16 protein-coding genes and 1 other RNA gene are annotated in these 20492 nt (G+C 70.5%); 12 read left to right on the forward strand and 5 right to left on the reverse strand.

Going from position 1 to position 20492, the window contains the following annotated elements; all coding sequences use genetic code 11:
* Positions 1 to 29: 29 nt before the first annotated feature.
* Entirely contained in the window at positions 30 to 1169 is a 1140-nt protein-coding gene (locus ABS52_05210) for a hypothetical protein (protein ODT04435.1), read from the reverse strand.
* Between the two features lie 387 nt (positions 1170 to 1556).
* On the opposite strand from ABS52_05210, the gene ABS52_05215 reads away from it, so the two are divergent.
* A complete protein-coding gene (locus ABS52_05215; protein ODT04436.1) occupies positions 1557 to 2777 on the forward strand; it encodes a hypothetical protein in 1221 nt (406 codons plus the stop codon).
* 88 nt (positions 2778 to 2865) lie between these two features.
* On the opposite strand, the gene ABS52_05220 is transcribed toward ABS52_05215, so the two are convergent.
* The 4 genes from ABS52_05220 to ABS52_05235 all read right to left on the reverse strand — a co-directional run bounded on the left by ABS52_05220 (position 2866) and on the right by ABS52_05235 (position 8805).
* Complete coding sequence (locus ABS52_05220) at positions 2866 to 4254, reverse strand: 2-nitropropane dioxygenase (GenBank protein ODT04457.1); 1389 nt, start codon at positions 4252 to 4254, stop codon at positions 2866 to 2868.
* Positions 4255 to 4770: 516 nt separating this feature from the next.
* Positions 4771 to 6393, reverse strand: a complete 1623-nt coding sequence (locus tag ABS52_05225) for an amidohydrolase (protein ID ODT04437.1) — start codon at positions 6391 to 6393, stop codon at positions 4771 to 4773.
* A 228-nt stretch (positions 6394 to 6621) separates the two neighbouring features.
* The gene (locus tag ABS52_05230) at positions 6622 to 8196 is read right to left on the reverse strand and encodes an amidohydrolase (protein ID ODT04458.1); all 1575 of its coding nucleotides are present in this window, start codon (positions 8194 to 8196) and stop codon (positions 6622 to 6624) included.
* Positions 8197 to 8340: 144 nt separating this feature from the next.
* Positions 8341 to 8805: a hypothetical protein gene (locus ABS52_05235; GenBank protein ODT04438.1), complete on the reverse strand. Its 465-nt coding sequence runs from the start codon at positions 8803 to 8805 to the stop codon at positions 8341 to 8343.
* A 174-nt stretch (positions 8806 to 8979) separates the two neighbouring features.
* On the opposite strand from ABS52_05235, the gene ABS52_05240 reads away from it, so the two are divergent.
* The 11 genes from ABS52_05240 to ABS52_05290 form a co-directional block, all read left to right on the forward strand.
* Complete coding sequence (locus ABS52_05240; GenBank protein ODT04439.1) at positions 8980 to 9555, forward strand: hypothetical protein; 576 nt, start codon at positions 8980 to 8982, stop codon at positions 9553 to 9555.
* A 169-nt stretch (positions 9556 to 9724) separates the two neighbouring features.
* Positions 9725 to 10864: a transaldolase gene (locus ABS52_05245; protein ID ODT04440.1), complete on the forward strand. Its 1140-nt coding sequence runs from the start codon at positions 9725 to 9727 to the stop codon at positions 10862 to 10864.
* 106 nt (positions 10865 to 10970) lie between these two features.
* A complete protein-coding gene (locus tag ABS52_05250; protein ID ODT04459.1) occupies positions 10971 to 12365 on the forward strand; it encodes a pyruvate kinase in 1395 nt (464 codons plus the stop codon).
* A complete protein-coding gene (locus ABS52_05255) occupies positions 12362 to 13138 on the forward strand; it encodes a hypothetical protein (protein ID ODT04441.1) in 777 nt (258 codons plus the stop codon). Before ABS52_05250 ends, ABS52_05255 begins: the two co-directional genes overlap by 4 nt.
* A gap of 49 nt (positions 13139 to 13187) precedes the next feature.
* Positions 13188 to 14573: a hypothetical protein gene (locus ABS52_05260; protein ID ODT04442.1), complete on the forward strand. Its 1386-nt coding sequence runs from the start codon at positions 13188 to 13190 to the stop codon at positions 14571 to 14573.
* Between the two features lie 96 nt (positions 14574 to 14669).
* Positions 14670 to 16097: an aldolase gene (locus tag ABS52_05265; protein ODT04443.1), complete on the forward strand. Its 1428-nt coding sequence runs from the start codon at positions 14670 to 14672 to the stop codon at positions 16095 to 16097.
* A gap of 32 nt (positions 16098 to 16129) precedes the next feature.
* A complete protein-coding gene (locus ABS52_05270; protein ODT04444.1) occupies positions 16130 to 16615 on the forward strand; it encodes a hypothetical protein in 486 nt (161 codons plus the stop codon).
* Positions 16575 to 17525 carry a hypothetical protein gene (locus ABS52_05275; GenBank protein ODT04445.1) on the forward strand — a complete coding sequence of 317 codons (951 nt, stop codon included), beginning with the start codon at positions 16575 to 16577 and terminating at the stop codon, positions 17523 to 17525. The genes ABS52_05270 and ABS52_05275 overlap by 41 nt, the downstream gene beginning before the upstream one ends.
* Before the next feature lie 75 nt (positions 17526 to 17600).
* A complete protein-coding gene (locus ABS52_05280) occupies positions 17601 to 18674 on the forward strand; it encodes a hypothetical protein (GenBank protein ODT04446.1) in 1074 nt (357 codons plus the stop codon).
* 53 nt (positions 18675 to 18727) lie between these two features.
* Positions 18728 to 18824: signal recognition particle sRNA small type (gene ffs / locus ABS52_05285), an RNA gene on the forward strand.
* A gap of 170 nt (positions 18825 to 18994) precedes the next feature.
* A partial coding sequence (locus ABS52_05290; protein ODT04447.1) for a DNA polymerase III, subunit gamma and tau occupies positions 18995 to 20492 on the forward strand: 1498 nt, incomplete at its 3' end.

A 20492-nucleotide genomic window follows, 5' to 3' on the forward strand; every position in this document is an offset into this window, starting at 1 on the left:
CATGCCGTCGCCGTCATCGGCGTGCGCTGCTAGGCCCGCTCGACGATCCGATCGATGAGGAACGACGACTGTTCCAGCGCCTCGCGGGTGAAGTCGCCGAAGAATGTGCGAACCTCGTCGAACATCGCGTCGAAGGCCGGCTGGTCGCCGGTGGCGATGATCTCCCCCAGCTCACGCGCCGCCGCCGCGAAGGCGTGCGTCACCTCACCGCTGCGCGGGTTGCGCATCTCGATGGGGCCGTAGAGCGCCGGCGACTGCGCGAAGTGGCGGGCGGCGACGTACAGCTCCAGGAGGTACGCGGGCGAGGTGAAGCGCAGCGTCTCCTCGAGGGGGATCCCGAGCCGTGCGAGGGTGAGCCCGAGGACTTGTGTCTGGAAGTGGTTGAGGACCTGCACCACCGCCATGGCGCGGTCGTGCTGCTGCGGCGTGGTCTCGGTCACCACGAGTCCGCGCGCGGTGAGGGTGTGGGCCACCCAGTCGGCCCAGCGATCGCCGCGTCCCCGGCACATCACGATGCGTTGTCCCTGCAGCGTGTGCACGCTGGGACCGAACATCGGGTGTGTCCCGACGACGCTCCCGCGCGTCGAGGCGAGCATCGCGCGCATCGGCGCCTCCTTGACGCTCGTCACGTCCATCAGGAGCGCGTCGTCACGCACGTGCGGGCCCACGTCGCGGACCACGCCTTCGGTCACGTCGATCGGGACGCTGATGACCACCACGTCGGCGGCGGCCGCGGCCTCCGCCGCCCGCAACTCGGTGTCGACGTCCACCACCAGGACCCGGTGCCCGAGGTCGGCGAAGAGCCGCGCCATCACCGCTCCGATCTTGCCGCGCCCGCCGATGATCGCCACGGTCCGCGGGGACTCGTCGGGCGGGACCTCGGCGCGCAGCGCGGCCTGGTGGTCGCGGCTGGCGCGCAACAGGAGCCGGAAGAGCGACTCGATCTCCCCGCGTGGCAGCCCGAGCTCGTCGGCCAGTCGCGAGCGATCGGCCAGCACGTCGTGCTCGCGTTGCGCGTCGCGGATCTTCACCCCGGCCGCGCGCTTGGCGGCGGCCACCTCGGCCACCAGCGCCATGCGCCGGGCCACGATCTGGAGCAGGTCGTGGTCCAGGGCATCGATCATGGCCCGCAGGATGGGGAGCGGGCGCGGGGTCGGTGGAGTCGCCATGGGCGGGGAAGGGGAGAGCGGGTGAATCTAAGCCGGGAGAAGTCGGGCGTGGATGCCGCTAGCTTACCGATCATGACCAGTGGCCGGCCGACCAACGCGCAACCGACTGCGGCGCCGCAGGGGGCGCGAGTCACGAGGGCCGGCGCAGGCGCGGGTGTGCAGGCGCGGCCAGCGACGCACGCGCCAACCACGGGCGCTGGTGCGCACCCGTGGTCGCCGGCGCTCCTCCTGCTCGCCCTGGCGGCGTGCGCCCCACGGGTCGCGCCGCCTCCCCCTCCACCCCCGCCGCTCGCCTCGCCCGCCGCCGCGCCGGCCAGTGGCGTCAACCTTCCGCCGACCCTCTCCGTCAGTAGCAACATCGCGGCCGGCGAGGTCCGGTATGGGACCGTGCTCTCGCTGGCGGGCGCCTGTACCGACCGCGAGGACGGCCCCATCAGCGCGATCCGCTGGAGCACCGACGACGGACGCCTGCTGGGGGAAGGCCCGGCGATGCGGCACATGCCCGAGCCGGGGAGCGTCCTCATCCTCGCGACGTGTACCGACCGTCAGGGGCGAGCCACGACCCAGGCGGCGACCGCGCGCCTGACGGTTGTGGATCGTTGGACCTCGGCCGACGCCATCCCGGTCCTGGTGACGCTCCCCTTCGTGACCAATCGCGCGGGGGGCGCGGGCGCGGCAGCTGGCGGGGCGTTCGGGGGCGCCGCGCTCGACTCGCTCGCGCGGGGGATGCTGACCGTGAATGTCCCGGCCGGCGACTTCCGGCGCTCGGGGGAGGCGTCACGGACGCCGTTCATGCGCTCGGTGCGCGGGAACTTTGCCCGCAGCGATGCCACGCAGCTCTCCATCAGGGGGGGCGAGCCGCTGGACTCGCTCGCGCTCGATGCACGCCTGCGCGCCGCCCTGTCGCTGGCGCCGGCGGGCGACGTCCTCGTCTTCGTGCACGGGTACAACACGTCGTTCGAGGGGGCGGTGGCGCGCGCGGCGCGGCTCGTCGCGGGGATGCAGTACCCGGGCGCCCTCGTCCTCTTCTCCTGGCCCTCCGACGGCGCGCTGGCGAGCTATCGCCTGGACCAGCAGGCCGCCCGCGCCGCCGGCGTGCAGCTGGCGCGCACCCTCGCCGAACTCCGGGATGTCGCCGGGGGACGGCGCGTGTCGGTCGTGGTGCACAGCATGGGGGGAGAGGTGCTCGCCGCGGCCCTGCGCTCGCTCGATGCCGCCCGCGCGCCACTCGGGTTGGGAGACGTCGTCTTCATCGCCCCCGACCTCGCGGCCGGCGAGTTCGTGCAGGGCGTCCTCCCCTCGCTGCGCGCGCGCGCCTCGCGCGTGACGGTGTACGCGACGGCTGCCGACGTTGCCCTGTGGTCATCGTGGGGGAGCAATGGCGAGCGTCGCCTCGGCCTCGGTGGGCGCTTCGCGACCCTCGCGCGAGGGGTGGAGACCGTCGAGATCAGCTACGACGACACCGACGCGCTTGGCCACAACCCGTTCGCCTCGGACAGGTTTCGCGACGACCTGCACCGCCTCCTGGTGCAGGGACTCGGCGCCCCGCAGCGCGGCCTCGTGCCGGTCACCCGCCAGGACGGGGCGGTGATGTGGCGATTGCCGTAGCTCCCGCGGCCGGACGCGAAACGCCCGCAGCGACCGGTCGGGTCGCTGCGGGCGTCCGTCACCCGCGGGGGTGATGCCGGGGGGTGCGTCAGGCCGTCACGAGCGCCGAGCGCGTGAGGTACGCGATCACGTCCGCTGCACGGTACGAGTCACGCCCCTGCAGGAAACGCTTCAGGTACTTGACGTCGTCGCCGCTGGTCACGATGGGCGGCTCCACGTAGCCGTCGCGCTCCTGCCCCATGCCGATGCTCGACATGAGGGCATTGCACAGGCACTGCCGCCCCTCGGTGTCCTCGAGTGCGCCTCCCTTCTTGACGTACTGGTCCACCGGCTCGGCGGCGCAGCGGTAGGTGATGCCGCCGTCGGGATTGTGCACCGCCGAGCGCAGGTAGCCGAGGTCGCAGACGCGGGTGCGCGGCTGGTGCAGCACCGGGAGGCCGTCGACCTGCGCCACCTTGAACGGATAGCCGGTGGGCGAGGCGCGCACCTCGGTGCGAACGCTCACCCGGTCTTCCGCCGCCGCGGTGACGATCGTGCGCTTCACGTCCGTGGAGAAGCCCGCTTCCTCGCTGTAGGCAAAGAGCGTCCCCACCTGGATCCCGTGGGCGCCGACGGACAGCGCGTGATCGAGCCCTTCGGGCGAGCCGGCGCCGCCGGCCAGCCAGAACGGGAGGCCGATCTCGCGCATCGCCCCCATGTCGACCTCGTCGCGCTCGCCGTAGATCGGCTCGCCCGATTCCGACAGGCGCAACGCGCCGCGCGGCGGGGCGTTGTGCCCGCCAGCGGTCGGCCCCTCGACCACGAAGCCGTCCACGCGACCGTTCGACTTCCGGGCCAGCGTGTGCGCCAGCGAGGCCGCCGAGACGATGGGGAAGAAGAGCGGGCGATCGAGCGACTGGCCCGCGGTCGGGTTGTGCTTGCGCGGGTCGAAGGTGAGGTACTCCGCCTGCCCGGCCGGGAGTCCCTCGACGTCGAACTTCATGGTCGCCACCTCGTGGTGCGCCATGTTGTCGAGCGCCGCGGGAATCTCGCGCGGGATCCCCGCGCCCATCAGGACGACGTTCACCCCGGCGAGCATCGCGCCGTAGAGCGTGGGGAGGTTGGGCATCTGGACCTTGGTGAGGAGGTTGATCCCCACCATCCCGTCGTGCCCCTCCTTGGCCAGCGTGACCTCGACGAACGAGGCCAGCATCGTGATCTGCTGGCGCAGTGGGCTCATCGTCTGGCGGTACATCGGGAGCATCCGGTACGCCTCCCCCGGTGCGCGCCCCTCGGGCTTGAAGAACCGACGCATCACGTACGCGGTGACGTCGGGGATCGGGAACTTCTCCATGGCCCGGCGCACGCTGCCGCACAGGTCACCGTCCTGAAGACGCCGGACGAGGACACTGTCGATGGCCGTGCCCGACACCACGCCGAGCTGCCCCGCCGAGGCGACGGCTCGGGCCAGGCGCCAGCTCGAGACGGCAATCCCCATCCCACCCTGGATGACCTGCGGCAAACGCGATGGATCGATCATGTCAGACGACAAGGTTGTGAGTTGCGGGGACACGCCCCGCGCGCCGGGAACGGAGTGTTACGCTCACCTCGTCCCGGATGCTGCCCGGCGGGAGCACTCGCGTGCGCCCGGGCCATGAATCACGATACGGTCGGTCGGAGATGCTCACAATTCTATAAATGGCCAAACGGGAGGGGGACGGCAAGTTCGACTTATCGTTCGGTTAGGCAAGTGCGCCACCGAGGCGGCGTTCCCGCTTGCGCACCGCGTGAACGCCCTGCGGAGGGAGCTCGGATCAGGGAGGGCAGGGCGCGCCCGGCCCGCATTGGATTAGCCGACCCTCACCATACGGCCAGCACCACCCGCCCGAGATAGGACGATTGCGACCGATTGATCGCCACCCGGCGGTCGTCGCATCCCCGAAACCTCCGCCTGAACGAGAGAAGACGAGAATCGTCTTCTCGTCTTCTCGTCTTCTCGTCTTCTCGTCTTCTCCTACTGCGCGATCGGCTTCACCGTCGGATACTTGATTCCGAGCTGCTCCAGGTAGCTCGAGTGCTTGCTGGGGTCGTAGTAGTAGGGCTTCATCAACGGCCGGTACTTGGCCATGATCTCCTCGTTCAGCCAGGTCGGCGGGCCGTCGTTGGGGCCGAGGAACGACTTGTACTTGGTGGTCTTGGTCTGGACGTTGTTGAAGTAGTCCCAGGCGTCGGCCACCAGCTTGGGGGTCAGCAGGATGTCGAGCAGGGTGAGCGCCTGCACCTTGGCTCCGGCGACGCCGCCCTTGTGGGCGATCGGCGTGGCCATCGAGATGCCGTTGGCCCAGTTGTGCCCGGGGAGTCCCGGGATGTTCGACGGGTAGCGCAGCGTGACGGTCGGGACGTTCCACGACACGTCGCCGATGTCGTCGGAGCCGCCGCCTAACGAGCGCGACATGTCTACCGGCCCGCCGAGCGAGTCGACCTGCGTCTCGAGTCCCTGCTGGCGCGAGCCGAGCTCCTTCTGGATCGCCTTGGCGAGGGCGAGGTCGTTCTCGTCCCACCTGGGCAGGCCGACCCGCTTGATGTTGTCGTAGGTCGCCTGCGCGATCGCCTTGTTGAAGTGCCCGCTCCACGCCGAGCCGAGGATCATGACCGTGTCGAGCTTCGTGTCGGTCATCATCGCCGCCCCCTGGGCGATGCGCTTGGCGGCCTCGAAGTTGGCCTGCACGCGATCGTAGTCGCGCTCGCGGATGTAGAACCAGATGGAGGCGGTTTGCGGGACCACGTTGGGCTGGTCGCCGCCGTCCACGATCACGTAGTGCGAGCGCTGGGCCGGTTCGAGGTGCTCGCGCTTGAACTCCCACCCCTGGCCCATCAGCATGACCGCGTCGAGCGCCGACTTGCCGCGCCACGGGGCCCCGGCCGAGTGCGCCGTCTGCCCCTTGAAGCGGAAGAGCGCCGTGACGATCGCGTTCGAGCCCGACTGCCCCCACGAGACGCCGAGGTTGTTCCCGACGTGGGTGAACAAGGCGACGTCGACGTCCTTGAAGACGCCGGCGCGCACGAGGTGGGCCTTGCCCGCCACCTGCTCCTCGGCGACGCCGGGCCAGATCTTGAGCGTCCCCGGGATCTTCTCGCGCTCCATGATCTCCTTGACCACCAGGGCGGCGGCGATGTTCACCGCCTGGCCGGAGTTGTGCCCCTCACCGTGTCCCGGGGCGCCGGGGACGAGCGGCTCGAAGAAGCCGAAGGCCGGCTTCTGGTTGGACTGCGGAATCCCGTCGATGTCCGAGCCTAACGCGATGACCGGTTTCCCCGACCCCCAGGTCGCCACGAAGGCCGTCGGCATCCCGGCCACGCCGCGTTCCACCGTGAAGCCGTTCGCCTCGAGGAGCCCCGTGAGGTACTTCGAGGTCTCGAACTCCTGCATCCCGAGTTCGCCGAACGAGAAGACCTGGTCGATGATCTCCTGCACGAGCTTGGCCCGGGCGTCGATCTTCGTGAGCGCCTCGGCCTTGAGCTTCTCGAGGCGCGGGTCGGGCCGGGGGGCCTTCTGGGCGGGGAGGGCGGCAGGGGCACTGACGAGTGCGGTCAGCACGAAGGCGGACGGCACGACGGCGGACAGCCAGCGGCGCATGGGGGGAGGGAGTTGGGGGTGGTGAGGAGCGTCGTTCTCTTGTCGTTACGCCGAGCGGCGGACGCGTGTTGGGAGGACGTCCGCCGGGGCGACTGGCGCGCGCAAGGGGGGCGGGAAGGGGAGCGGAGCGGGGACACGAGCGGGGACCGAGATGGCGCGCGGCCCGATGCGCTCCCACCGTCGTCCCCCTCGTCTTCTCGTCTCCTCGTCTTCTCGTCTTCTCCCGTTCTATTGGATCGCCGGCTTCAACGTCGGATACGTGATCCCCAGCTGCTCCAGGTACGTCCCGTACCTGGCCGGGTCGTAGTAGTACTTCCGCATGAGCGGCCGCCACCGCGCCATGATCTCCTCGTTGAGGAAGGTCGGCGGTCCGTCGTTAGGGCCGAGGAACGACTGGTACTTCCGGTCCTTCGTCTGGACGGTGTTGAAGTACGTCCAGGCGTCGGCGACGATCTTCGGCGTCAGCAGCAGGTCGAGCATCGTGAGCGCCTGCACCTTGGCACCCGCCACCGCGCCCTTGTGCGCGATGGGCGTCGCCATGGCGATGGCGTCGGCCCAGTTGTGTCCCGGCGTCCCGGGAATGTTGGACGGATAGGACAGTGTGATGGTCGGGACGTTCCACGAGATGTCGCCGATGTCGTCCGAGCCGCCATACACGACGTTGTCGGGCGGCGGGCCGGAGAGGCTGTCGATCCTGGTCGCCAGCCCGCTGTCGGGCGCCCCCATCTCCTTCTGCAGCGACCGGGCGAGGAGCTGGTCCTTCTCGTCCCACTTCGGGAGCCCCACGCGCTTGATGTTGGCGAATGCGGCCTCGGCCACGGCCTTGTTGAAGTGCACGTCCCACGCCGAGCCGACCACCTGGATCGTGTCGAGCCTGGTGTCGGTCATCATCGCGGCGCCCTGCGCGATGCGCTTGGCCGCCTCGAAGTTGCGCACCACGCGTTCGTGATCGCGCTCGCGGATGTAGAACCAGATGCTCGCGGTCTGCGGGACGACGTTGGGTTGGTCGCCGCCGTCGCGGATGATGTAGTGCGAGCGTTGCTGCGGCTCGAGGTGCTCGCGCTTGTACTCCCATCCCTGTCCCATCAGCATGGCGGCGTCGAGCGCCGACTTCCCGCGCCACGGCGCGCCGGCGGAGTGCGCGGTCTGCCCGCGGAACTTGAAGATGGCCGAGATCATGGCCAGCGAGCCGGAGCGCCCCCAGGCGACCGACAGGTCGGAGCCGACGTGCGTGAACAGCGTGACGTCGACGTCCTTGAAGACGCCCGCCCGCACCAGGTGCGCCTTCCCCGCCAGCTGCTCCTCGGCGACGCCGGGCCACAGGACCAGGGTGCCCGGGAGCTTCTCCCGCTCCATGATCTCCTTCACCACGAGCGCCGCCGCGATGTTCACCGCCTGCCCGGAGTTGTGCCCCTCGCCGTGCCCGGGGGCCATGGCGACGATGGGATCGCGATAGGCGAAGGCCGGCTTCTGGTTGGCCTGGGGAATGCCGTCGATGTCCGAACCTAACGAGATGACGGGCTTGCCCGACCCCCACCGCGCCACCCACGCCGTCGGCATCCCCGCCGTCCCCCGTTCGACGGCGAAACCGGCCTGCTCCAGGATCCCCGTCAGGTACTTCGACGTCTCGAACTCCTGCATTCCCAGCTCGCCGAACGAGAAGACCTGGTCGATGATCTGCTGGACGAGCGTGGCACGCGCATCGACCTTGGTGAGCGCCTCGGCCTTGAGCTTCTCCAGCCGCGGGTCGGGACGTGCGCCCCGGGTGCCCTGTGCCTCGGCGGACGTGGTGGCGGCGGCGATGGCCGCCACGGCGAGGGCGGCGACGGTCGCCATGGCGAGGACGAATCGGAATGCGCGGGGCATGCAGGTGCTCCGGGGGGTGGGGAGGTCGACGTCGGATCGCCGCAACGTTGCGCCCTCGCCCCCCGCGCCGGCAAGCACCGGCTACTGTTCGGCTATCACCTTGGCCCCCCACGGGCAGTAGCTCTTGACCGTGTTCAGCCAGTAAGGGAGATCGCCCTGCACGTCGCTCGGGCGCCCGTCGCAGACCTCGATCGCCGCGTCGACCACGGCGACGGTCGCGGGATCCAGGTGCCAACCGTACCCGGTGTTGAAGCCACCATTGCCGCTGGCGAGTTGGCCGATGATCACCCCTTCCGTCCCCGCCTGCATGCGTCCCCGCATGGCGGCAACGGCAGCGGCATTGCTGACCCGGACCTTGAACGTCTCGTTCACCACCTGGACGGTGAACAGCGCCTCCTGATCGTTTCCGGGGGAGGTGGTGTCGTCGCCGCAGGCGGCGAGCAGCGAGGCGGCGCCGATGGAGAGGGCCACGAAGGCGCGTCGCGAGCGGGGCGTGATTCGAAGATCCGGCATCGTCCTGAAGGGGTTGCTGTATGGATGCAGCATCGGCCGTGTGCGCGATGCGTGGGAACAAGACGCCCGGCCCCCTCCGTGTCCCTGACGCCCCTCGCCACGACCTCCCCCGGCGCCTCTCCCGAGATCGGTTGCGCGCGGCCAGCCCCCCCGGCGACATTCCTCCCTCGCCATCTTTGTACGTCCTTCACTCGAGACTCTCGTCGAATGAGCCCCTTTCGTACCCTCGCCCCGGTGATCGCCATCTCGCTCGCCGCGGCCGCTCCCCTCGCGGCGCAGGGGAACCTTCGAGCCGCGGCCAGCGGGCGCGCGACGACCGTCGTCACCGTCTCCGCGCCCCGCGTGCAGGGACAGGCCGCGCCGAAGCCGTTCAGGATCAGCATCGATTACGGCGTCCCCCACGCCCGGGGCCGCGCCGTGGCCGGTGCCCTCGCTCCCGACCTGGGCAAGGTCTGGCGCCTCGGGGCCAACGAGGCGACGACGCTCGTGACCGAGGTGGATCTCGATATCGGCGGCACGACGGTGCCGAAGGGGAGCTACACGCTCTTCGCCGAGACGACCAAGGGGGCGTGGAAGCTGATCGTCAGCAAGAAGACCGGGCAGTGGGGAACGGAGTACGACCAGTCGATGGACCTGGCCCGCATCCCCCTCACGGAGCGGACGCTCGCGACGCCCATCGAGTCGCTGACCATCTGGCTCATCCCGAGCGGCGAGGGGGCCAACGGCGAGCTTCGCTTCGCCTGGGGGACGCTCGAGCACTCGGTTGCGTGGTCGGTGAAGTAGGGGCGAACCGCTCCTCGACATCTTTCCGGCGACCCCAGCGGCGCCCCGCGATTCCTTCGCGGGGCGCCGCGGCGCTTTCGGCCCGAACAGCGTCGATTCCCCCCCGTCCCGAGGCTAGATTCCGAAGTTGGTCACCTCGTCCTCTCGTCTTCTCGTCTTCTCGTCTATCATGTCCACCCCCCTCCGCGCCCTTCATGCCGCCGGCCAGTCCGTCTGGCTCGACTACATCGACCGCGCCATGCTGCGAAACGGGGCGCTCGAGCGCCTGATTCGCGACGATGCGCTGATGGGGATGACCTCCAACCCCACGATCTTCGAGAAGGCGCTGGCCGAAGGGAAGGAGTACGACGAGCAGATCGCCGCGGTCACGGGTGACCTCTCGCCGTGGGAGCTGTTCGAGCTCTTGGAGACGGACGATGTCCGCGCGGCATGCGACCTCTTTGCCGGCGTCTACCGCGATTCCAACGGGCTCGACGGCTACGTCTCGATCGAAGTCTCGCCGGGGGTGGCCAACGACGCACAGGCGACGGTGGAGGAGGCGCAACGCCTGTGGGCCACGGTGGGGCGGCCGAACGTGATGGTGAAGGTTCCGGGCACCGTGCACGGGGCGATGGCTGCGCGCCGCCTGATGGCCGACGGGATCAACGTCAACTTCACCCTCCTCTTCGCGATCGACGCGCACGCGCGGGTCATCGACGCCTACCTCGGCGGTCTCGAGGATCGCCATGCTGCGGGACACGCCATCGACCACGTCGCTTCGGTCGCGTCGTTCTTCGTCAGCCGGGTGGACACCGAGGTCGACAAGCGCCTGAACGCGATCGCCGCCAGCGCCCCGGAGGCGCTGCGCGACGGGATCCTCGCCCTGCGCGGCCGCGCCGCGGTCGCCAACGCGAGGCTCGCGTATCGCCTCTTCACCCAGAAGTTCGCCGGCGAGCGCTGGGAGCGCCTGCGCGCGGCGGGGGCGCGGGTGCAGCGCCCGCTCTGGGCCAGCACCAGTTCGAAGAACCCCGCCTACCGCGACGTGCTGTACGTGGAGGCGCTCATCGGTCCCGACACGATCAACACGATGCCGCCCGTCACGATGGAGGCGTTCCGCGACCATGGCGTGACGGCCCGCACCGTCGACGCGGACTGGACGGCCGCCGAGCAGCTCTTCCACGACCTGGCGCAGGCCGGCGTGCACCTTCAGGAGGTCACCGACAAGCTCCTGGTCGATGGACTCGCCTCGTTCCAGAAGTCGTTCGACTCGCTGCTCGAGGGGCTCGAGCGCAAGGCCTCGGCGCTCGGCAAGTCGCTGGTGCGGAGCTGAGGCTCCCCCCGGTCCCCCGCCCGGGTCGGGACGGGGGGTGCATTTGATCGTTAGTCAAGAAAGTCGCTCCCCTCGTCCATCGGTCGCCTTGTCCTCGAATTCCCGCATTCCCCGCACCAAGATCGTCTGCACGCTCGGTCCCGCCACATCCACCCCCGAGGCCATCGCTGCCCTCATGGATGCGGGGCTCAACGTGGCGCGCATCAACTTCTCGCACGGAACGCACGAGCAGCATGCCCGCACGATCGCGCTCGTGCGGCAGCTGGCGGCGGAACGGGAACGTCCGGTCGCCATCCTCGGCGACCTGCAGGGGCCGCGCATCCGCATGGGCGACCTCGCGGCCCCGGTGACCGTGCAGGCGGGTGAGGACCTCGTCCTCTGTTTCGAGGACGAGGCGGCGGCGGGCGAGCTCCCCGTCACCTACGAACACATCGCCGATGACGTACGGGTCGGCGATCGCATCCTCGTGGACGACGGACTCATCGAGCTGGTCGTCCTCGAGGTGAACAAGCCGCGCATCACGGCGCGCGTGGTGTACGGCGGCATGATCAGGAGCCACAAGGGGCTCAACCTCCCCGGCGTGGCCGTCTCGGCGCCGTCGATCACGGACAAGGATCGCGCCGACGCCCAGTTCGCGGTGGAGCAGGGGCTGGACTACATCGCCCTCAGCTTCGTGCGTCGCGCCGAGGACATCGCGCAGCTCCGGTCGATGCTCCCCAAGGGGATGCTGATCGTCGCGAAGATCGAGAAGGACACGGCGCTGGCCAACATCGAGGGGATCCTGCGTGCCGCCGACGCGGTGATGGTGGCGCGGGGCGACCTGGGCGTGGAGCTCCCCTTCGAGGAAGTGCCGCTCGTGCAAAAGCGGATCATCCGGCTGGCGGGGCAGCTGGGGCGCCCCGTGATCACGGCGACGCAGATGCTGGAGTCGATGATCCACAACCCGCGCCCCACGCGCGCCGAGGCGAGCGACGTGGCCAACGCGATCCTCGACGGGACCGATGCGGTGATGCTCTCGGCGGAGACGGCGTCGGGAAGCTATCCCAGGCTCGCCGTGCAAGCGATGCAGCGCATCATCGCCGAGATCGAGCACCACCAGCCCCCGCGGCGCGAGGAACGGCGGAATGCGCTGGGGACGGCGACCACGGAGGAGACGATCGCGGCGGCGGTGGTGACGGCGGTCCGGATGCTGGGGACGCGGCTCGTCATCGTCTTCACCAAGAGCGGGTTCAGCGCCCGGATGGTGTCGTCGCATCGCCCGGGGGTCCCGATCTTCGCCCTGACCGACGCCCCGAAGACCTTCAACCAGCTGGCGCTGGTCTGGGGGGTGGTTCCCCTGCTCGTCCCGCCGGCGGATACGTACGAGAAGATGCTGGACAGTGCGCGGCGCGCGCTGGTCCAGCGCGGGCTGGCCAGCGAGGGGGACAAGGTCATCGTCACGGCGGGCGTCCCGTTCGATGTCCCCGGGACGACGAACCTGCTCAAGGTCGAGACGGTGTGAAGCTGACGTTCCTGGGCACCGGGACCAGCTTCGGGATCCCGATCATCGGGTGCGGGTGCGCCGTGTGCCGGTCGCCCGACCCCCGCGACCGGCGCACGCGCATCGGGGCGGTGATCGAGACGGACCAGGGGACGCGGCTGTTGATCGACACCCCGCCCGAGCTGCGATTGCAGCTGGTGCAGGCGGGCATCGACCGGGTGGACGCGGTGTTCTTCACGCACGACCACGCCGATCACATCCACGGCATCGACGACCTGCGCGCGATCACCGTGCGGCAGCGCGCGCCGCTGCCGATGTACGCCGAGCCCGAGGTGCTGGCGCGCCTGGCGCAGCGCTTCCCGTACATCTTCGACGAGCGCATGCTCCCGCTCCCGGGGACCTCGAAACCCGAGGGCGCGCCGTGCCCGATTCGCGACGGGGACGTCGTGCAGGTCGGCGACGCCGCGGTGGAGGCGATCGCCCTCCCGCATGGCCGGATGCGCGTCCTGGCGTTTCGCGTCGGGGCGCTCGGGTTCGTGACCGATGCCAAGTCCGTTCCGGCGGAGGCGATCGCGCGCCTGCGAGGGGTGCGCGTCCTCGTCCTCAACGCGCTCTTCCGACGGCAGCACCCCACGCACCTGAGCATCGACGAGGCGGTGGCGGTGGCGGGCGAGATCGGCGCCGAGCGCACGTACCTGATCCATCTCACGCACGAGACGTCGCACGCCGAGCTGGAAGGAGAGCTCCCGCCAGGCGTCCAGCCCGCCTACGACGGACTGGTAGTGGAGATCTGATGCGCACCCGCCGGCGCGGGCCGGTCACACCACGGGGAGGCCCACGATCATGACCCTCACGCTCGACTACACGTTCATGCTCACCGACGCGGCCTCCGGCGGCGTCGCGCCGGGGGCCTTCGCCGCTGCGCAGGGGACGTTCGCCGCCGCGCACGCCGCGGTGGCGGCGCGCCATGCCGCGGGAGAGTTGGGATTCCTCGACCTGCCGCGGCGGCGTGACCTCGCCACCCAGGTCCTCGAGTTTGCCGCTGGCGCGCGCGGGGCATGGCGCGACGTGGTCCTCCTCGGGATCGGCGGGTCGGCGCTGGGGCCCATCGCCCTCCGGAACGCCCTCTGCGCACCGCAGTGGAACGGGCTCGACGCCGCCGCGCGCGCCGGATACCCGCGCCTGCACGTGCTGGACAACGTGGACCCGGTCACCATCGGCGCCGTCCTCGACCGCGTGCAGCTGGCGGACACGCTCTTCCTGGTCGTCTCGAAGTCGGGCGGGACCGCCGAGACCATGGCGCAGTACCTGGTGGTGCGCGCGCGCCTGGAGGCGCAGGCGCTGCCGCTGGCGCGGCACCTGGTCTTCGTGACCGACCCGGAGAAGGGGGCGCTGCGCCCCATTGCCAGGCGCGAGGGGTTCGCCGCGCTCGACATCCCGGCGAACGTCGGGGGGCGGTTCAGCGTCCTCTCCCCGGTCGGCACCCTCCCCGCGGCCCTCGTGGGCATCGACATCGAGTCGCTCCTGGCCGGCGCCGGCGACATGGTACGGCGCTGTGCGACCTCGGAGCTGGCGCGGAATCCGGCGGGGACGTTCGCCACCCTCCAGTGGCTGGCCGACACCAAGGGAGGAAAGCGGGTGCACGTCCTGATGCCGTACGCCGACCCCCTGCGCGACATCGCCGCGTGGTTCGTGCAGCTGTGGGCCGAGAGCCTCGGGAAGGTGAGCGGGGATGGGGAGCACGTGGGGCCGACGCCCGTCCCCGCCCTCGGCGCCACCGACCAGCACTCGCAGGTGCAACTCTTCATGGAGGGTCCGCTCGACAAGACGGTCACCTTCGTCGCCGTGGAGCAGCCGGCGCTCGACGTGACGATTCCCGGGGCGCACGGCGACGTCGCCGACCTGGCGTACCTGGGCGGCCATTCGCTGTGGGAATTGCTCAACATCGAGCGCCGGGCCACGGCGGGGGCGCTCGCCTCGCGGGGGAGGCCAAGCATGACCCTCTCGCTCCCGGCGGTCGACCCCTGGCACCTGGGGGCGCTGGTCATGCTGCTGGAGATCGCGACCGCTTACGCCGGGGCGCTCTACGGGGTGAATGCGTTCGACCAGCCCGGCGTGGAGCTGGGCAAGCGCTTCACCTACGGCATGATGGGGCGCCCCGGCTTCGAGGCGGCGCGCGACGAGTTCGCGCGGCTCCCCAAGCCCAATCCCGAGCGCATCATCGGGTGATTCCCCTCTGCCCCCATGTAGGTCATGCACGGGGGCCGACTTCGGCGTATCTTTGTGCCCGACGACACACCAGACCTCCCTTTCCAGCGCCCGTCCATGCCTGCAGCTGCTCCCGTGGCCGCCCACCCCGCGCTCGGCCTCGCCGTGACTCGAGTCGACTCGGCCATCACCGTCCACGACCCGTCGGTGCTGCACGGCGACAAGCTCGATGGTGTGGTGCGCGACGCCGTCTTCGGCGACGCCACGGCGCGCGACTACGCGCGCTGGCTCCTGTGGGAGCTGGGGCAGGCGGCGGGGGTTCGCCCGGCCTCGATCCATGACCTGTACATGGCACGCGGGCGGGGCGAGCTGCGCGGCTTCACCGTCCCCGCCATCAACGTCCGCGGTGCCACGTACGACACCGCCCGGTCGATCTTCCGGGTCGCGCGGCAGATGGACGCCGGCGCCTTCATCCTGGAGATCGCCCGCTCCGAGATCGCCTACACCGACCAGCGCCCGAGCGAGTACGTCGCGGTCCTGATCGGTGCCGCCTTGCGTGAGGGGTTCCGCGGCCCGCTCTTCATCCAGGGAGACCACTTCCAGGTCAACCACAAGAAGTACGCGGCCGACCCGCAGGGTGAGGTCGACAACGTCAAGAAGCTGGCGGACGAGGCGATCGCGGCGGGCTTCTACAACATCGACGTCGACACTTCCACGCTCGTCGACCTGGCGCACGCATCGCTCGATGACCAACAGCGCAAGAACTACGAGGTGTGCGCCGAGATCACGACGTACGTGCGATCGCGGGAGCCGCAGGGGGTCACCATCTCGATCGGCGGGGAGATCGGGGAGGTGGGGACCGAGAACTCCACCGTCCCCGAGTTGCGCGCCTTCATGGACGGCTTCAACCGCACGCTGGCGCGCCTGGCGCCGGGGACGGTGGGGTTGTCGAAGATCTCCGTGCAGTCGGGGACGTCGCACGGCGGGATCGTCCGCCCCGACGGCTCCATTGCCGACGTGAAGCTCGACCTCAAGACGCTCGAGGACCTGTCCAAGGTGGCGCGCGAGGAGTACGGGATGAGCGGGGCCGTGCAGCACGGCGCCTCGACGCTCCCCGACGACGCCTTCCATCACTTCCCGCGCACCGAGACGGCCGAGATCCACCTGGCCACGAACTTCCAGAACATGCTGTACGATCACCTCCCGGCGGCGCTGCGCGAGGAGATCTACGCCTGGTTGCGCGAGAACGCGAAGGACGAGCGCAAGGCCACCGATTCGGACGAGCAGTTCTACTACAAGACGCGCAAGAAGGCGCTGGGGCCGTTCAAGCAGGCGCTCTGGAACCTCGACGCGGACATCAAGGACAAACTGGCTGCAGCATACGACGCGAAGTTTTCCTTCCTCTTCACCCAGCTCGCCATCGGCGGCACCAGGGCGGCGGTGAAGCAGACCGTCAAGCCGCTGGCGATCCATCGCCCGATGCCCGGCACGGCCGGACACATCGTGGTGGAAGCCGCCCCCGACGACGCCACGCTCAGCGACTGAGCCCACATCGGACACGTGCCCAGGAGGGTCCCATGGCTCGCACCACCACTGATGACGATCGCGTGATCATCGAGCGTCGCTCCGGCTCGACGATGGGCGCCCTGCTGGCAGGGATGGCCATCGGCGCGGGGTTGGCGATGCTCTTCGCGCCGCAGAGCGGACTCGAGACGCGGCAGGCCATCCGGCGCAAGGCGCGCCGGGCGCGCCGCCGCGCCGGGGAGTATGCGGGCGACCTGCGCGAGCGCGCCGACGACCTGCGCGAGCGCGCCCGCGGCGTCGCCGACGAGACCCTGGCCCGCGGTCGCGACTTCGTGGACGAGGCGCGCGAGTCCATCGAGGACAAGCTGGACGAGACGCGGCGCGCCATCCGGGACAAGCGGCGTGAGCTCGCGCGGGCGGTGGACGAGGGGCGTGAAGCGGCGCGCGACGCACGCCACGAACTCGAGCGGCGACTGGCCGATGCGCAGCGGGCGGTGGATGAAGGCCCCATCCCGGGACGCGGCGGCGACGCCGGCTGACCGGCGCACCGCCTCGACGCTCGCGCGAGGGTCGGGCGCCCTTGCCGACTACGTGCGCCGCGTCTGGGTCAACAGCGGCGAGGACGACATCTTCTTCCTCGCCGGGGGGATCGCCTTCAACATCCTCCTCGCGTCCGTCCCCTTCGTCCTCCTCGTCATCTCGGGCGTCGTCTACGCGTTGCGGCTGACGCCCGAAGCGTCGCTGCTCGAGGTGCGGGCCCTGGTCGACCGCTTCCTGCCGCCCCACGCGGAGACGGCCGACTCGCCCATCCATCGCCTCTTCGACGACGTCATCCAGGCGCGCGGTGCCGTGGGCCTCTGGGCGTCCATCACCTTCGTCTGGTTCTCGACGCGGCTCTTCGGCTCGCTGCGGAGCGTACTCGCCGAGGTCTTCGACATCGAGACCATGCGCGGCATCATCGCCGGCAAGTGGTTCGACGTGAAGATGACGGTCTACTCCTCGATCCTCCTGGTCGCCTACCTGGGGCTCAGCGCCTACCTCGCGCTGGCCACCTCGCGCGGCATCGACTTCCTCGTGGCCGTCGGGCTGCGCGAGGACCTCATGGGCGGGGTGGAGTATGTCATCGGGCGCGCGATCGCCTTCGCCTTCATCGTCGCCATCTTCTGGGCGCTGTACAAGTACCTCCCCCATCGGCACATCCGCTGGCAGCAGGCCACCGTGGGGGCGCTCTCGACGGCGATCCTCTTCGAGGTGGCCCGGAACGCGTGGACGGCGCTGACCCGGTCGTACGACCCCGGCTCGGTCTATGGCGGCACGCTCTACGCCCTCGTCTCGCTCGTGTTCTGGACCTACTACTCCGCGCTGATCTTCATCCTTGGCGCCGAGATCTCCCAGGCATACGAGCTGAGGCGCGTGCGCCGGATGCAGCGCGAGTCGCTGGAATCGTAGGCCACGACCGCGCGCCCCGTCTCGATTACTTTTGGATACAATCCGCCTCCCCCGCGCTCTTCACGCCCCCACCTCATGACCATCGACATCCGTTCCGATACCGTCACCAGGCCGTCGCCGGCCATGCGCCGCGCCATCGCCGAGGCCGAGGTCGGCGACGATGTCCTCGACGGCGACCCCACCACGCGCGCCCTCGAGGAGAAGGTGGCGGCGCTCCTGGGCAAGGAGCGCGCCCTCTTCTTTCCGAGCGGGACGATGGCCAATCAGTGCGCCATCCTGACGCACTGCGAGCGCGGCACCGAGCTGTACGCCGACTTCGGCTCGCACATCAACGACTGGGAGCTGGCGGGGGCGGCGGCGCTCGCCGGGGCGCAGCTGCGCACCGTGCATGGCGAGGGGCCGATGATGGATGCGCAGGCACTGGAGCGCGGCTTCCGCCCCCCGTTGACGGGGAGTCCGCGCCCCTCGCTCGTCTGCCTGGAGAACACGCACAACGGCGCCGGGGGGCTCGTCACGCCGCTGGCGGGGATCAAGGCGATGCACGACGTGGCGCGCAATCACGGCTGCGCCATCCACCTCGACGGGGCGAGGCTCTGGAACGCGTCGGCCGCGTCCGGGACGCCGCTTCGCGACTTCGCGCAGCATGCCGACACGGTGATGGTCTCCTTCTCGAAGGGGCTCGGCGCCCCGATCGGCGCCGCGCTCGTCGGCTCGGAGGCGCTCATGGAGCGCGCCAACGAGAACCGGAAGCGCCTGGGAGGGGTGATGCGCCAGAGCGGGATCGCCTCGGCGGGGGCGCTGTACGGACTGGAGCACAATCTCGGCCGGCTCCACGAGGATCACGAGAAGGCCACGCGGTTCGCGTCGATCGTGGATCGCGCGATCGCGGCCAGCGTCGTCCCGCCGGAGAGCAACATCGTGATGATCGACCTCACCCCCGGCCTCTCGGCGCACGACGTGGTGCGTCGCGTGGCCGAACACGGTGTCCGGGTGGGGGTCTGGACCCCGACGCGCGTGCGGGCCGTCATGCATCTCGACGTGACGCCGGCGCAGGTGGAGCAGGCGGCCGAGGCGGTGCTGGCGGGGCTCGACGACGCGTGGCGCGCACTCGGCGACACGAGCGAGTGGCCCGTGATCCCGAAGCGATAGCCGCCGTGCCGGCGGTTGTCGGGGGGTGGGCACCCCGCTAGCTTTCCCCTCGCTCCAGGTCCCGGAGGGCGTAAGCGCGCCAACCCCGTGAGGACCCCGAAGGTAGCAGCGGTACGCGATGTCTCGCGTTGCTTCGTCAGACCTGGAGTATTCGCGCGGGTGCTCGGCCAGGCGGCCAGGAGCCCCGCGCGAGTTTCTTTGACGGCCCTCCCGTCACTCACGCGCGCGGGCCAATTTCAGGAGACGGAAGTGAAGGTGGACGCCGCGCGCGGTGCAGCCGCGCACTCCCGACTCCCGACTCTCGTCTCCCGTCCGGTTTCGTGCTAGCCCTCGCCCGCAAGTACCGCCCTCGCAACTTCGCCACCGTGGCCGTGCAGTCCCACGTGTCGAACACCCTCAAGGGGGCGATCGCGCGCGGGCGCGTGGCGCATGGCTACCTCCTGTGCGGGCCGCGTGGAGTGGGGAAGACGACGCTGGCGCGTGTGCTGGCCATGGCGCTCAACTGCGAGAACAAGCGCGCCGATGGCGAGCCGTGTGGCGAGTGCCCCAGCTGCCAGCGCATCTGGAGCGGGGGGGCGTCGCTCGACGTGGTCGAGATCGACGCGGCCTCGAACCGCGGGGTGGACGACGCGCGCGACCTGCGCGAGCGCGCGATGTACGCCCCGTCGGGGGCGGGGCGCTACAAGGTCTACATCGTGGACGAGGCGCACATGCTCACGCGCGAGGCGTGGAACGCGCTCCTGAAGATCCTCGAGGAGCCGCCGCCGCGTGTCGTCTTCGTCTTCGCCACGACGGAACCGCAGAAGATCGCCCAGTCGGCCGCCCCGGTCCTGTCGCGGCTGCAACGCTTCGACTTCCGGCGCATGAGCCCCGCCGACATCCGCGAGCGCGTGTCGGCGGTGCTCGCCGAAGAGGGGGTCGGCGCCGAGCCCGAGGCGCTGGGCATGATCGCCCGGGCGGCCGACGGGTCGATGCGCGACGCCCTCTCGCTCACCGACCAGGTACTCGCGTTAGGCGATGGCGGGGTGACCGCGTCGCGCGTGCGCGAGGCGTTGGGGCTGGTGGCCGAGGACGAGTACCTGGCCATCCTCGACGTCATCGCCGAGCGCCGGGCGGGTGACGTGTTCGAGACGGTGGGGCGCCTGGTCGAGCTGGGGGTCGACCTGGGACAGTTCCTGGCCGGGCTGGGCGACATGCTGCGCGCGCAGCTGGCGGTGACGCTGGGCGCGACGCGGGTGGACGTCAGCGCCGCCGCGCGCGAGGGGCTGCAGCAGCGAAAGGGGCGTCTCTCGCCGGGCGACCTGGTCCGCATGCTCAACGCCGTCGCCGAGATCGAGCCGCGCTTTCGCCGCAGCGCGCAGCAGCAGCTCCTGCTCGAGACGCTCCTGCTCCGCTTCGCCCTCCTCGATCGGACCCTCGACCTCGAGGCCGTGCTGCGCGAGGTTGGCGGGGGCGGGAGCGGTGGCGCCGGGGGAGGGGCGGTGAGGCCACCGCCCCCTGCGCGTCCGGCACCGACCGGTGGGGAGGTGCGTGGAGGGTATCGCGCAGCTCCCCCGGTGGCGGGTGATCCGGGGAGGCGGCCGGACGGGGCTCCGCGTCGCGAGACGCCGGTCGAGACGCCGGTGGAGACACCACGCGCCAGCGAAGGGGGGCGCGTCGCTCCTCCTCCGGGCGTGGCCTCGCAGCTGCGTCCTCCACCGGCGACGCCCCGGACGGAGGGCGGGTACGAGCGGCGTGCCGATGCGGGGGGCGAGCCTCGTGGTGAAGGGGGGGGCGCCGCGACGCTCACCGCCGCTCCCGCAGCCGTGGCCGAGCGCG

It is taken from the genome of Gemmatimonadetes bacterium SCN 70-22, from assembly GCA_001724275.1.
GTDB lineage: Bacteria > Gemmatimonadota > Gemmatimonadetes > Gemmatimonadales > Gemmatimonadaceae > SCN-70-22.